Origin of the sequence: Hyphomonas polymorpha PS728 (assembly GCF_000685315.1) — a bacterium.
In the GTDB taxonomy this organism is placed as follows: domain Bacteria; phylum Pseudomonadota; class Alphaproteobacteria; order Caulobacterales; family Hyphomonadaceae; genus Hyphomonas; species Hyphomonas polymorpha.
The window spans coordinates 109,866-123,243 of sequence record NZ_ARYM01000002.1 but is presented as its reverse complement, the minus strand read 5'-3'; the positions used below and the strand labels follow the sequence as shown (position 1 = coordinate 123,243).

Below are 13,378 nucleotides of genomic sequence, written 5' to 3'. Positions count from 1 at the left end.
TCTCTGCAGTCAGGAAGCCGGCAGCGGCCTAGGGGCGCCAGAAACCGACGATCCGGCGCACATCATCCATGATGGGCGCGGCCACGGCATTGGCCCGCGCGGCTCCGTCTGCGAGGATGCGGTCGAGGCCGGCCTGGTCGTCCAGGATCTCGCGGAATCGCGCCGTGATCGGAGCAAGATGCGCCACGGTCACATCGGCGAGGGCCGGCTTGAACGCGCCAAAGCCCTTGCCTTCGAACTCGGCCAGCACATCCTCTGCGGTGCGGCCCGAGAGCGCCGCGAAGATGCCGACGAGGTTTTCGACTTCTGGACGGCCCTCCAATTCTTTGACCGTACCCGGAATGACGCCGGCATCGGTGGTGGCCTTCTTGATCTTCTTGGCGATCGTGTCGGCATCGTCCACAAGGTTGATGCGGGAGAGGTCTGACGGGTCAGACTTCGACATCTTCTTGGTGCCGTCCTTGAGGCTCATGATCCGCGCGCCTGGGCCTTTGATCATCGGCTCAGGCTGGGGGAAGAAACCCGGCACATCATATTCGCGGTTGAAACGCTCGGCGATGTCGCGGCTGAGTTCCAGATGCTGTTTCTGGTCTTCGCCGACGGGCACATGCGTTGCCTTGTAGACGAGAATGTCTGCCGCCTGCAGCACCGGATAGGTGAAGAGGCCCACAGACGCGCGCTCGGCATCCTTGCCGGCCTTGTCCTTGAACTGGGTCATCCGCTCAACCCAGCCCATCCGCGCCACGCAGTTGAAGATCCAGGCGAGTTCCACATGCGCCAGAACCGAAGACTGCGCAAAAATGATCGATCTGGACGGGTCAACGCCCGCAGCAATGAAGGCCGCCGCGATCTGGCGCGTCGTCGAGATCAGCGCGCCCTTCTCCACCGGCATGGTGATGGCGTGCAGGTCAACGACGCTGAAGATACAGTCATGGCCTTCGCGCTGAAGGTCAGCGAACTTCTTGAGCGCCCCGAGATAGTTCCCGAGGTGGAGATTGCCGGTCGGCTGGACGCCGGAGAATACGCGCTGCGGGCCGGTATAGGCGGGGGTCTGGTCTGTCATGGTCTGGCGCCTTTAGCGCGTTTGATCAGCGGCGCAAAGCCTGCCGGATGTCGCCTGGCCGCACGGCCCCGGTCAGCAGGGCAGCAAAGGCATAGATGAAGCCCCCGGCCAGCACGATGACAGCGGCGGCGATCTCCTTGGAGCCGCCCAGCGCGCCCTGGATTGCCGGGAGTTGCCACAGCATCAGCCAGATGGCTGCCGACAGGATCAGCGTGGCCAGCAGCGCCCGGACGAGGCCGGACACCGCGCGGGGGCCGGGGACGTACCAGCCGCGCCGGGCCAGCGTCGCCGCCAGCAACAGGGCATTGACCCAGGAGGCGGTGGAGGTGGCGACGGCGAGGCCGGTAAAGCCCAACTGGCCGGACTGCTTCAGCCAGAAGAAGAGGCCAGCCCCGAGCAGCGTATTGATGACCACCGAGACGAGCGCAAAGCGCATCGGGGTCTTGGTATCTTCCCGCGCAAAGAAAGGCGGGGCGAGCACCTTGATCAGCACGAAGGCCGGCACGCCCCAGGCGAAATGGAAGAGCGCCGCGCCCGCCGCCACGGCGTCCGATGGCAGGAAGGCGCCGCGCACGAAGAAGGCATCAATCAGAAAGACAGGCGCGACCATCAGCGCGGCCGCCGCCGGCAGCGTCAGCGCCATCGCAAGGCCGAGGCCTTCATCCATCGTGCGGCTTCCTGCTTCCCCGTCCCCTGCCCGCGCGGCGCGGCTGAGGCGCGGCAGGATGGCGACGCCCACCGCCACGCCGACAAGGCCGAGCGGCAGCTGGTAGAGCCGGTCAGCGGCATAGAGCCAGCTCTTGGCGCTGACCTCGAAACTGGCGAGCGACTGGCTGACGATGATGTTGATCTGCGTGCCCGAGGCCGCAATCGTGCCCGGCACGGCCAGCAGCAGCACCTTCTTCACAGCCGGGGTAAGCCGGGGCCAGCCGAGCAGGCTGAGACGGACCTTCTGACGGCGGACACCCCACCAGAGCAGCGCGGCCTGGAGCAACCCGGCGAACAGGAAGGCAATCGCGGCATACTGGGTCGTGATGACCGGCGTTGTGCCCAGCAGGCCGGCCGGGATGAGGCAGAGATTGAGTACGGTCGGGGCGCCGGCGGAAAGGATGAAGCGCTCTGCCGAATTCAGCACGCCCGAAAGCAGCGCCCCGATGGCCATGAAGGTAAGGTAGGGCATCGTGATGCGGGTGAGCAGCACGGCGAGATTGTAATGCTCCGGATCATCCGCCTGCCCGCCATGGATCAGCAGCAGCACCCAGGGCATGAATATCTGGGCAAGGACGGTCAGCCCCGCCGTCATGGCGAAGAGGACGCGCAGGGCATCCTGCGCCACCTTCTGCGCGGCTTCAGGCCCTTCGGCCTCCAGCGTGCGGGCATAGGAGGGCACGAAGGCCGAGGCGAAGGCGCCTTCGGCAAAGATGCGCCGGAAGAGATTGGGAAACTGCTGGGCGGTTGCCCAGGCATCCCCCACCGGCCCTGCCCCGATCTTGGCAGCCAGGATCACATCCCGCAGGAGGCCCAGGATACGGCTCGCCAGGGTCAGCGATGCCTGAACGGCAGTGTTTCGGGCGAGGCTCATGGTTTCCCCGGTTGAACCAATTCTCAGAAGCTGTCCACGGCGCGCGAGCGTTTGAGCTTGCGGGCCGGGGTGTGCGGGCCTTCAGGTTCTTCGCGGGAAAGTACGGCAAGAAGACGTTCGCGGAGCGCCTCTTTGCGGGCTTTCGACAGCGTCGCCGCCCCGCCATCGGGGCGCACATAGAACGCATCGAACACGCGCTCGCCATAGGAGCCGACATGCGCCGAATGGATCGAGAGCTTCATGTCTGCCAGCACCTCGGCCACTTCGTGCAGCAGGCCCGGCCGGTCACGCGCGGCAACGTCGATCACCGTATATTCCAGCGAAACGTCCTCATGGATCTGCACGGATGGCTGGACCAGGAAAGCCGCCTCCCGGCGCCCGGCGCGGGATTTGACCGTGCCGCTGGGCACCTTGCCATCCAGCGCGCCGAGAATGGCGTGTTCGAGTTTGGCAAGGCGCGGCCCGTCGCCCTCGCCATAGGGGAGGCCGCGGGCGTCCTGCAGCATGAACACGTCGACGATGCGCCCGCCCTTGGAGGTGAACACCTGCGCGGCGACAATGTTGGCGCCCAGACGCGCCAGCGTGCCGGCAAGGTCTGCAAAAAGGCCGGTGCGGTCCTTGCCTGAGACGAGCAACGCCACGGCGCCGCCTTCGGGCGCCATGCGCGAGGTGACGACATCTCCGCCCTTGGCGAGGGCGGCGGCATGCCAAGCGATGTCGTCAGGATCAAAGCCTGTCCAGTAAGCCGTTTCCAGTTCCAGCAGCAGGGCCGGCACAGAGCCGATACGCTCAACCAGCGCTTCGCGGCGTTTCTCCGCGCGCCGTTCCAGTTCTGCCTGAACGGCCGCTTCATCCGTACGCCCCCCACGCAGCGCGGCCGCCGTGTTGTGATAGAGGTCAGCCAGAAGCTGGCCCTTCCAGGCGTTCCAGACCGCCGGGCCGACCGCCTTGATATCGGCGACCGTGAGAATGTAGAGAAGGCGCAGCCGCTCCAGCGAGCCGACGAGGCGCGCAAAGGTCGCCACCGTGCGCGGGTCGCCGATGTCCCGTTTCTGCGCGGTTTCGCTCATCTCCAGATGGTGACCGACCAGCCAGACGACGAGATCGGTTTCCTCCTCCGGAATGCCGAGCCGTTCGCAGGCCTTGCGGGCCGTGCGCATGCCGGCTTCCTGCTGGTCGCCCTTCCCTTTGCCTGTGTCATGCAGCAGCATGGCAAGATAGAGCGCGCGGCGGTTCTCGATCTGGCCGAACAGTTCTGTCGCCAGCGGCGCGGTGTTGCCCCGGCCATATTCGAGATCAGCAATCGTCTCGACCGCGCGCAGCGTATGCTCATCCACCGTATAATGATGATACATGTTGAACTGCGTCTGCGCGACGATGGAGCCAAATTCGGGGATGGCACGGCCCAGAACACCGGCCTCGTTCATGCGCCGCAATATCGGGCCAGGTTCCTTGCCGCCGAGGATGGCATCCAGGATCAGCGCGCGCGCCTCATCTGTTTCGCGCACACGTTCGTTCAGACCCCGGAGGTTCCGGGTCAGGGCCGTCAGCGCGGTGGGGTGAATGTCCTTCTGCTCGCGCCGGGCAATGGTGAACAGGCGGATCATGTTGAGGGGGTCAACCGCCATTACCTTGTCTTCGGCGATGTTGATGCGGCCAGCCTCGATCAGGAACCCCTCCTCCGGCAATGGCTGGGGCGGGCGGGACGGCAGGAAACGGCGCAGGCCTTCGGGCTTTTTCTTGTGATCAGCCTCCAGCTTTGCCGCCAGGATGCGGGTCAGCCCGCCAACATCCTTGGCCACCAGGAAGTAGCGCTTCATGAAGCGCTCCACCCCCTGCTGGCCTTCCCGGTCCCGGTAGCCCATGCGCGCGGCAATCTCGGGCTGAAGGTCAAAGCTCAGCCGGTCTTCGGCGCGGCCGGTCACGAAGTGCATATGGCAGCGCACCGTCCAGAGGAAACGCGCCGCCCGGATGAAGATGACATACTCATGATCCGTAAACGGACCAGCGCGCATGACGTCTTCCAGCGTGCGGCCGCCATACATGTGCTTGACGATCCAGTAGAGCGTCTGCAGATCCCGCAACCCACCCTTCCCGTCCTTCACATTCGGCTCAACCACATAGCGCGCATCGCCCATTCGGGTATGGCGCGCGTCGCGCTCGGCCAGCTTGTCGGCAATGAACTGGGCATCCTTGCCCTTGATCGCATCCTTCTGGAAAAGCGCCATCATGTCGGTCGCCAGAAGCTCATCCCCGCAGATAAACCGCGCGTCCAGCAGGCTGGTCTTGATGGTCACATCTTCAGCGGCGAGCTTTACGCAATCTATCGGTGTACGGAAGGCGTTCCCCACTTTCAGCCCCATATCCCACAGGGCATAGAGCATGTATTCGATCACGCTCTCTGTGTGGGGGCTGGCCTTGTAGGCGCGGAGGAACAAAAGGTCTGTGTCCGAAGAGGGCGCCATCACGCTGCGACCATAGCCGCCCGTGGCGAGGATGGCGAGACGCTCGGCCTCGGTCGGGTTGGACGCGCGGTGCACATGGGTGACCGTGAAATCATAAAGCGCGTGGATCACCTCGTCCTGCACCGCCGCGAGAAGCCGGGCCGTGTCGAGGCCATCGGCCCCCTGCTGCAGGCGTTCCTGCGCGATCAGGCGGCCCCGGAACATGGCCCCGTGCAGCAGGTTCAGCGCCGCCTTGCGGGCCGCAGCATCATTGCCGAGATTGTCCAGCGCGGCAGCGGTCAACTTCACCCGCAGCGCGCGGCCATCAATGATGTCGGCAATGCGCCATTTGCCGGGACGGCGGGAAGCGGGCGCGCGGCCAGCAGACAGGAGCGTCGGGGGGGATTTTGTCGGAGGCGTCATCAAGGGGCTACTTAGCAGGTTTTCATGGCGGGCCGCTATGCACCCTTTTGGGCAATGACGGGAAGAATACGCGACTTCTTGACCACGCCATAGGCGAAACTGGTTTCAATTGAAGCAATGCCGGGCAGTGTCTGGATGGTCTGGCGCACAAGTTGTTCATAATCGTCCAGGCTGCGGGCAACGACGCGAAGTTCATAGTCGGCCCCGCCCGTCATCAGATAGCAGTCCAGCACCGCGTCCGTTTCGGCAATCTTCTGCTCGAAGGCCCGCACCGTGTCCTGCCCGTGATTGGCGAGACGTATGCGCACCAGACAGGTGATCGGGAAGCCGCAGGCCTTCTGGTCCACCAGCGCCGAATACCCCTGGATGATGCCGGCCGCCTCCAGATTCTTCACCCGCCGCAGGCAAGGTGAGGGCGAGAGGCCCACCTCCTCTGCCAATTCAAGATTGGTCAGCCGCCCATCGCGCTGCAACGCCCGTACGATCTTGGCATCTATAGCATCCATAATGTACCTCATTGGCATATTATGCTAATTCATGAGCATGTAATGGGCGCATATGGCAAGTATCGCCGATGGTTTCCTGCTAAGATCACCTTAGATCAGGAGGAACTGCCATGGCTTTTGACGCTTCCCGCCCGCTGGGCCCGGCGACCCGCGCGATCCATCACGGATACGACCCGGCAAAGAACGACTTCGCGCTAACCCCGCCCCTGCACCTCACCTCCACCTTCGCCTTCCCCGATGCAGAAACGGGCGGCGCCCTGTTTGCCGGGGAAGCGGAGGGCCACATCTATTCGCGCATCTCCAACCCCACCGTTGCCCTGCTGGAAGCGCGGATTGCCAATCTGGAAGGGGCCGAAGCCGGCCTCGCCACGGCCTCAGGCATGGGGGCCATCTCATCCCTGATGTGGACCCTGCTGAAGCCGGGCGATGAGATCATCACCGACAAGACGCTCTATGGCTGCACCTTTGCCTTCATGCGCGACGGGCTTTCCCGCTTTGGCATCAAGATCACCCATGTAGACCTGCGGGAACCGGAAAACCTGGCCGCCGCGATCAGCGGGAAGACGCGCCTTGTCTATTTCGAGACGCCGGCCAATCCGAACATGCGCCTGGTCGACATCCGCGCCGCCGCGCGCACTGCCCATGAGGCCGGCGCGCTGGTTGCCGTCGACAATACCTATGCCACCCCCCTGCTGACCCGGCCGATTGAGCTTGGCGCGGATTTCGTCGTCCATTCGGCCACCAAATATCTCGGCGGCCATGGCGACCTTGTCGCGGGCATGGTGCTCGGCCGCGCCGAGGCCATCAAGGAAGTGCGCATGGTGGGCGTGAAAGACATGACGGGATCGGTCATGTCGCCCTTCAACGCCATGCTGGTGATGCGGGGCCTCAAGACCCTGCAGCTGCGCATGGCGCGCCATTGCGAAAGCGGCCTCAGAGTGGCCCGGTGGCTGGAAGCGCAGCCCGGCGTCGAGACGGTCTATTATCCCGGCCTTGAAAGCCATCCGCAGCATGAGCTGGCAAAGCGCCAGATGCCGGGCTTTGGCGGCATGATCGCGCTGGAGCTGAAAGGCGGCTATGAAGCGGGCATTGCCATGATGAACCGCCTGCGGATGATCCGCTGCGCCGTCAGCCTGGGGGATGCCGAAACCCTGATTCAGCACCCCGCCAGCATGACCCATTCCACCTACAGCCGCGAGGAACGCATCGAACACGGCATCAGCGACGGCCTCGTGCGCCTCTCCGTGGGCCTGGAAGACGCCGAGGACATTCTCGCCGACCTCGCCGATGCTCTGGGTACGAATGAGGGGTGAGGATCACCCGACTATCGTGTGAACGCAGTTGTACCAGAGGGGTGAGTTTTCAAGATCGATGAACTTGCGCTCATCCTCCAGCAACTCGCGCGCGGCTTCCGACACGCCGGGATTGCGCCCGGCGGCCTGCATGGCCTCTTCGCTCTCGAACCAGATTTCGGCAATACCGTCATAGGGTTCGGGCGCGTTGCGGGAGGCACGGATGGCCTCGCTCATCGCGTCAAAACCTGCATGAACCTGCTCATACCGCACGATCCCCAGCGTCTTTGCCCTGGCGGCCACCAGCGGGGCGTGCTGCTCCCGCCAGTAGCGCTGAAACTCCTCCCGGCTGAGATGCGGCAGGCGCCGCAGACAGAAGGTCAGTTTGATCACAGAATATCTCCGCCTGCCGCCGCCGCCGTGGTGCCATCCTTCTTGTAGGCGCGGATGACATTCTTGCCCGTGATCCATTTGTGCACTTCATCGGGCCCATCCACGAGGCGCTGGGAGCGGATATGCGTATACCAGGCCGCGAGCGGCGTATCGAGCGAGTAGCCGAGCGCGCCGTGAAGCTGGATGGCCGTATCGACCACCTTGTGAACCATGTTGGCGAGGAACACCTTGGCGATGCCGTTTTCCTGGCGGATGTCCATGCCGTTCTCTGCCTTGTAGGCGATGTGAATCAGCATCAGGCGCGCGATGTAGAGCTGGCTGGCACATTCGGCCAGCATGAACTGCACGCCCTGACGATCCTCCAGCCCCTTGCCGAAGGTAGACCGCGTTGTCACCTGCTCCGTAGCCAGATCAAGCGCGCGCTGGGCCATGGCCACATTGTGCATGCCGTGGCGCAGGCGGCCATAGGCAAGCCGGTGCTGGCCCATGGCAAAGCCCATCCCTTCCCCGCCCAGCAGGTTTGCTTCGGGCACGACCAGGTTTTCGATCTTCACCTCGGCATGGCCCCCGCCCATCTCGGTATAGTGCTTGCCATGCACCGCCATGGTCGGGATGTCGCGGATGATCTTGTAGCCGGGATTGGGCAACTCGACGATGAAGGTGGAAAATTGCTGATGGCGCGGCGCGTCCGGATTGGTCTTGGCCATCACCACCGCGATGTCAGCCGCCGTCGCCGCCGAAGAGAACCACTTCTCGCCATTGAGAACGTAATTCCCCTTGCCGTCCTTCACGGCCACCGTTTGCATGCCGGTCGCGTCGGCGCCAGCCGCCTTCTCGGTCATCGAATAGCAGACGCGCTTTTCGCCATTCAGGATGGGCTTCAGATACTTCTCTTTCTGGAAATCAGTGCCATGCGCCAGCAGCGTCAGCATGGTCGCATCGTCCGGGCCCTGAGAATTCATCGACAGCGCGCCCAGATGGCTTTGCCCCAGTTCCATCTGCACAAGGGCATTGGCCAGCGGCCCGAGCCCCATCCCGCCATGCTCCTTCGGAATGAAGGGCAGCCAAAGCCCCTGCCCGCGCGCTTTCGTGCGCAGCGCGGCGAGAACTTCCTTGTAAGGTTTGCCCGCAGCCATCTCCTTTTCGGCGGGAATGCACTCTTCCTGCACCCAGCGGCGCACGCGCTCGCGCACTTCCTTTGCGTCTTCCGGAATCGTGAAATCAATGGCCATTGGCATTCCTCCTCATCTTGTCTGGAGGAAGGCTAACCCCGAAAAACCGGGCTGCACAGGATTGCCTTCGCGTCAGCCGGCGCCGTAATCGACGCGCTCGAGGAAGAGGCCATCGGCCGGCGCCACCGGGCCGCAGCGTGTGCGGTCGGCTGCTTCCAGTATCTCCCGCGCCCATTTTACGGGCCGGTGCCCCCGCCCCACTTCCACGAGGCTGCCCACCATCGAGCGCACCTGCCGGTGAATGAAGCTCGGCGCCGAACAGGTAAATTCGATCCGTTCGCCATAGCGCGCCACGCCTAACCGCGTCAGCGTCTTTACCGGGCTCAGCGCCTGGCATTCGGTGTCGCGGAAGGTCGAGAAATCATGTGTGCCAATCAAAGACTGCGCGGCCTCATGCATCTTCTCGGCATCCAGTTTCGAGGGAACGCGCCAGGCGATGCCGCGGTCCACCGTCAGGTCTGCGCGCCGGTTGAGGATCACGTAGCGGTAATGCCGCGCCGTGGCGGAGAAGCGCGCGTGAAAATCCTCCTCCACCTTTTCGGCTTTCAGCACCGCAATCGGATGAGGCCGCAGATGGAAGTTCATCGCATCGGCGACCTTGTTGGGCCGGTCCTGCCGGAGATCCATATGGGCGACCTGACCGGTGGCGTGAACGCCCGCGTCCGTCCGGCCCGCGCCGATCACTTCCACCGGCCCACCATCCAGCTTGGCGGCAGCCTCCTCCAGCGCGCCCTGCACAGTCTGCAGGCCGGGCAGGCGCATCCAGCCCTGATAGGCGCCGCCGTGATATTCAATGAGGAGCTTGTAACGTGGCATGACAAAGCCCGCTGCCAAAGGCCGGGCGCCGGGTCAACTGGCCATTCAGCCGCCGAAAGCCGGAGGGTAGGACAGTTTGCCGGCTTCCGGCCCGCCCGGCGCCAGGCGCAGCGCCATGAAATGCGGGCCTGACCAGGGCGCGCTGAAGGGCTTGGCGGCCGCCTCGGTGAACCCGAATTTCGGATAGTACGTGTCATGCCCCAGCACGAAAATGATCGTTTCGCCTGCCTCCTTGAGGGCTGCGAGGCCATGCCGGATGAGCCCCGCGCCCACGCCCTGCTTCTGAAGGCCCGGCCTGACACTCATCGGACCGAGCCCCGCCGCCAGCGGCGCGCCACTCACCCAGATGCGGAAAAACTCGATATGGCCGGCAATCTCCCCGCCCACCTCGGCGACCAGCGACAGAAGGCTGTCTCCATCGCGGTGCAGGACGCGCACGATGGCCCCCTCATCGGGTCCGCCAAAGGCTGCATCATTGAGCGCCGCGATGGCGTCCATATCTGCAGGCCGGGCGGGACGGATCGCGGACGCCATCAGCCGAGCTGCGTTCCTTCCGGCAACGGAGACCCCGCCAGAAAGTCGCGCGCGGCAAGCGGCTTGCCACCGGGCTTCTGCAGGCGCAGCAGGCGCACCGCGCGGCCATCGCCGCAGGCCACGCTGAGGCGATCATCGATCAACGCGCCGGGCACGGCGACCGTCGCATGATCCGTCAGCTCACTGAGGAGAACCTTCAGCCGAACCGGCCCCTGCCCGAGATCGGCCTCACACCAGGCGCCCGGCGCCGGGGAGAGACCGCGGATCTGACAGTCGATCTCGGCCGCAGGCCTTGTCCAGTCGATGCGCTGGTCTTCGGCGGTGATCTTCTGGGCATAGGTCATGCCGTCTTCAATCTGCGGCGAGGGCTTCAGGCTGCCATCGGCAAGGCCCGCCAGCGCGCGCGGGGCAAGCTCTGCGGCGAGGGCGGCCAGCCGGTCATGCAAACTCCCGGCCGTATCCTGCGGGGTAATAGGTGTACGGACGGAAGCAAGCACCGGGCCGGTATCAAGCCCCGCTTCCATCATCATCGCGTCCACGCCGGTTTCCGCGTCGCCCGCCATGATCGCGCGCTGGATCGGCGCCGCGCCCCGCCAGCGCGGCAGGATGGAGGCGTGCATGTTGAGGCAGCCAAGGCGCGGCGCATCCAGAATGGGTTGCGGCAGGATAAGGCCATAGGCGACCACCACGGCGGCATCGAGGTTCAGCGCGGCAAAGGCGGCCTGCTCTTCGGGCTTTTTCAGCGATTTCGGCGTGCGCACCTCAAGTCCGCGCGCCTCAGCAAAGGCGTGCACCGGGGTCGGTGTCAGCTTCTGCCCCCGCCCCGCCGGGCGCGGCGGCTGGGAATAGACGCAGGCAATCTCATGGCCCGCCGCAATCAGCGCCTCGAGCACGCCAAGCGCAATGCCGGGGCTTCCCATGAAGGCAATACGGATAGGCATTTTGAGGCTCCTTGGACTTGGCGGAACCGGAACACCATCAGCCAGGCGATGGCAAGCTCGTGAGGCTCAGAGGCCCGAACGCGCCGGAAGACCGTCTCCACCCGCCAGCCATACAATCACGGCGGCGACCAATACTGCCAACAACCACCGGAACCGCATGTCCCGGAAAAAGCGCATCAGTTGGCGTCTTCGCGGATGGCGCGGATCCTGGCTTTCTTCACCTTGTCGATGGCGCGGTCGCGCTTCAGGCGGGACAGGTAGTCGATGAATAGCGTGCCTTCGAGATGGTCCATCTCGTGCTGGATGCAGACCGCATAGAGGTCTTCAGCCCACTCATCGACCTGATTGCCATCATAGTCCAGATAACGGATCCTGCACCGGGCCGGCCGCTCCACCTGGTCGAAAATATCCGGCACTGAGAGACAGCCTTCTTCATAAGGCTTTGTTTCTTCGATGGTCTCGACGATTTCCGGGTTCACGAAATAGCGCGGCTGGGGCTCCTCGCCTTCGCGCGCCAGATCCATCACGATCACCCGCAGCGGCACGCCGATCTGAATGGCGGCCAGGCCAATGCCCGGCGCGTCATACATTGTCTCCAGCATGTCATCCATGAGCGCCCGGATGTCGTCGGTGACGCCGCCCTCCACGGGCTTGGACACCTGTTTCAGGCGCGGATCGGGTACAGTGAGGATTTCGCGAATAGCCATGACCGTCAGATATGCACCCCTCGCCGCAGCGTCAACGGGAGATCACTCCGCCGGCAGCTTTGGCGGGGCTTCAAGCGGCAGCTGGCCCGTATCGGGCGTGTTGGCCCGCGCCTCGATCAGCTTTGCCTCCGGAGGCACTTTGCCGGGCGGGGCAATCTGCATGTCTTCGAACTTGCGCAGCGTCGGCAGCACGCGCTTGTCGATGGAGCCGAGCAGGCTGTTATAATGATCGACTGAAGAATTCAGCGATTTTCCGAGCTTCTCGGTATGCCCCAGCAGGACGCCCATCCGGGTGTAGAGTTCTGCGCCCAGTTCGGCGGCGGCCTGCGCGTTTTCATTCATCTCGTGCTGACGCCAGAGATGGGCCACCGTCCGCGCCAGCGCGATCAGTGTCGTCGGTGTGGTGACGATCACGGAGCGGTTCATGGCCTTCTCGATCAGATCGGGTGACTGTTCGAGCGCGGCGGCGAAGAAGTTCTCCCCCGGAATGAACATGGCAATATAGTCAAACCGGTTGCCGAGATTGGACTGATAGTCCTTTGAGGCCAGGGTGGTGACATGCCGCTGCACGCTGGCCGCATGCTGTTTCAGATGCGCCTGCCGCTCTGCCGGATCGTCGGTATTCGTGGCGGCCATATAGGAAGCAAGCGACACCTTGGAATCGATCACGATCTGCCGGTCGCCCGGCAGGCGAATGATGGCATCCGGGCGCTGCCGTCCCTCTTCGGTGTCATCGTGAACCTGCTCGCTGAAATCGCAATGGGCGGACAGGCCAGCCTGCTCCATCACATTGCGAAGCGTCATCTCGCCCCAGCGCCCGCCGCCCTTGGGCGCGGTCAGCGCGTTCACGAGCTTGCCGGTCTCGGCCGTATTTCTGTGCAGGCTTTCGGCAATCGCGCGCACCTGCTCGGAGAGGAGGGTCTTGTCCTCAGTGCGCACCTTTTCAATCGCCTCCACCTTCTGGCGGAAGGTCTCGAAATTCTCGCCGATAGGCTTCATCAGCTCTTTCAGCTCGCCCTGGGCCCCTTCCCGGTGGCGTTTGAAGGTTTCTTCGGCCCGCTCCAGAAACATCGAATTGGCCCGCGCCAGAACGCCCTGGGCGAGTTCGGCGAATTTGCGCTCATCCTCGGCGCTGCGCGCCTCTGCCGCCGCGAGCTTCAACTCAGCGTCCCGGCGTGCCGCCTCAAGCGTCTGCTCGCGCTGGCGCAGGCGCGACAACTCGTCCTGCGCGGCGTTGCGTTCGGTCATCAGGCGTTCGCGCTCGACATCCCCGCGCTGGCGGGATTGCCAGAGAAACACGCCGAGCCCCGCTGCAATCAGCAGCAGGACGACGTGTACCAGGTCAAACCCGGCAGACCCAATTGTGATCACAGGCGTCATGGCAGGCCCTCTGGAATCGAGCCCAGAACATAATCGGAACGATTAGCCGCTGTCTACACCCGCAA

Annotated in this window: 12 protein-coding genes; 1 reads left to right on the top strand and 11 read right to left on the bottom strand. The window is 64.2% G+C overall.

Features of this window, described 5'->3' with window-relative positions; translation table 11 throughout:
* Positions 1-28: 28 nt before the first annotated feature.
* Genes trpS through HPO_RS02210 form a run of 4 tightly spaced genes read right to left on the bottom strand, consistent with a single transcriptional unit; the run spans position 29 to position 6,018 of the window.
* The gene (gene trpS, locus HPO_RS02225) at positions 29-1,063 is read right to left on the bottom strand and encodes a tryptophan--tRNA ligase (RefSeq protein ID WP_035593956.1); all 1,035 of its coding nucleotides are present in this window, start codon (positions 1,061-1,063) and stop codon (positions 29-31) included.
* A gap of 25 nt (positions 1,064-1,088) precedes the next feature.
* Complete coding sequence (gene murJ, locus HPO_RS02220; protein WP_035593954.1) at positions 1,089-2,645, bottom strand: murein biosynthesis integral membrane protein MurJ; 1,557 nt, start codon at positions 2,643-2,645, stop codon at positions 1,089-1,091.
* 23 nt (positions 2,646-2,668) lie between these two features.
* Positions 2,669-5,512 (bottom strand): [protein-PII] uridylyltransferase, encoded by a 2,844-nt coding sequence (locus HPO_RS02215; RefSeq protein WP_114104786.1) that lies wholly within the window; start codon positions 5,510-5,512, stop codon positions 2,669-2,671.
* 35 nt (positions 5,513-5,547) lie between these two features.
* Entirely contained in the window at positions 5,548-6,018 is a 471-nt protein-coding gene (locus HPO_RS02210) for an Lrp/AsnC family transcriptional regulator (RefSeq protein ID WP_035593952.1), read from the bottom strand.
* A gap of 110 nt (positions 6,019-6,128) precedes the next feature.
* On the opposite strand from HPO_RS02210, the gene HPO_RS02205 reads away from it, so the two are divergent.
* Positions 6,129-7,331 (top strand): methionine gamma-lyase, encoded by a 1,203-nt coding sequence (locus HPO_RS02205; RefSeq protein WP_035593950.1) that lies wholly within the window; start codon positions 6,129-6,131, stop codon positions 7,329-7,331.
* Positions 7,332-7,334: 3 nt separating this feature from the next.
* Here HPO_RS02205 and HPO_RS02200 read toward each other — a convergent pair whose 3' ends face one another.
* The 7 genes from HPO_RS02200 to HPO_RS02170 all read right to left on the bottom strand — a co-directional run bounded on the left by HPO_RS02200 (position 7,335) and on the right by HPO_RS02170 (position 13,313).
* Complete coding sequence (locus HPO_RS02200; RefSeq protein ID WP_035593948.1) at positions 7,335-7,703, bottom strand: EthD domain-containing protein; 369 nt, start codon at positions 7,701-7,703, stop codon at positions 7,335-7,337.
* Entirely contained in the window at positions 7,700-8,935 is a 1,236-nt protein-coding gene (locus HPO_RS02195) for an acyl-CoA dehydrogenase family protein (protein ID WP_035593947.1), read from the bottom strand. Before HPO_RS02195 ends, HPO_RS02200 begins: the two co-directional genes overlap by 4 nt.
* Positions 8,936-9,007: 72 nt before the next feature.
* Entirely contained in the window at positions 9,008-9,751 is a 744-nt protein-coding gene (gene truA, locus HPO_RS02190; RefSeq protein ID WP_035593945.1) for a tRNA pseudouridine(38-40) synthase TruA, read from the bottom strand.
* Between the two features lie 45 nt (positions 9,752-9,796).
* On the bottom strand, positions 9,797-10,285 hold the full coding sequence (locus HPO_RS02185; protein ID WP_035593943.1) for a GNAT family N-acetyltransferase: 489 nt from the start codon (positions 10,283-10,285) through the stop codon (positions 9,797-9,799).
* Positions 10,285-11,220, bottom strand: a complete 936-nt coding sequence (gene fmt / locus HPO_RS02180; RefSeq protein ID WP_035594236.1) for a methionyl-tRNA formyltransferase — start codon at positions 11,218-11,220, stop codon at positions 10,285-10,287. Before fmt ends, HPO_RS02185 begins: the two co-directional genes overlap by 1 nt.
* Before the next feature lie 182 nt (positions 11,221-11,402).
* Positions 11,403-11,933: a peptide deformylase gene (gene def / locus HPO_RS02175; protein WP_035593941.1), complete on the bottom strand. Its 531-nt coding sequence runs from the start codon at positions 11,931-11,933 to the stop codon at positions 11,403-11,405.
* Positions 11,934-11,975: 42 nt separating this feature from the next.
* On the bottom strand, positions 11,976-13,313 hold the full coding sequence (locus tag HPO_RS02170) for a DNA recombination protein RmuC (RefSeq protein WP_035593939.1): 1,338 nt from the start codon (positions 13,311-13,313) through the stop codon (positions 11,976-11,978).
* Positions 13,314-13,378 lie beyond the last annotated feature (65 nt).

Coding starts and splice junctions, on each gene's coding strand:
- trpS (WP_035593956.1), bottom strand. CDS start 1,063: ATGACAGACCAGACCCCCGCCTATACCGGCCCGCAGCGCGTATTCTCC.
- murJ (WP_035593954.1), bottom strand. CDS start 2,645: ATGAGCCTCGCCCGAAACACTGCCGTTCAGGCATCGCTGACCCTGGCG.
- HPO_RS02215 (WP_114104786.1), bottom strand. CDS start 5,512: ATGACGCCTCCGACAAAATCCCCCCCGACGCTCCTGTCTGCTGGCCGC.
- HPO_RS02210 (WP_035593952.1), bottom strand. CDS start 6,018: ATGGATGCTATAGATGCCAAGATCGTACGGGCGTTGCAGCGCGATGGG.
- HPO_RS02205 (WP_035593950.1), top strand. CDS start 6,129: ATGGCTTTTGACGCTTCCCGCCCGCTGGGCCCGGCGACCCGCGCGATC.
- HPO_RS02195 (WP_035593947.1), bottom strand. CDS start 8,935: ATGGCCATTGATTTCACGATTCCGGAAGACGCAAAGGAAGTGCGCGAG.
- truA (WP_035593945.1), bottom strand. CDS start 9,751: ATGCCACGTTACAAGCTCCTCATTGAATATCACGGCGGCGCCTATCAG.
- HPO_RS02185 (WP_035593943.1), bottom strand. CDS start 10,285: ATGGCGTCCGCGATCCGTCCCGCCCGGCCTGCAGATATGGACGCCATC.
- def (WP_035593941.1), bottom strand. CDS start 11,933: ATGGCTATTCGCGAAATCCTCACTGTACCCGATCCGCGCCTGAAACAG.
- HPO_RS02170 (WP_035593939.1), bottom strand. CDS start 13,313: ATGACGCCTGTGATCACAATTGGGTCTGCCGGGTTTGACCTGGTACAC.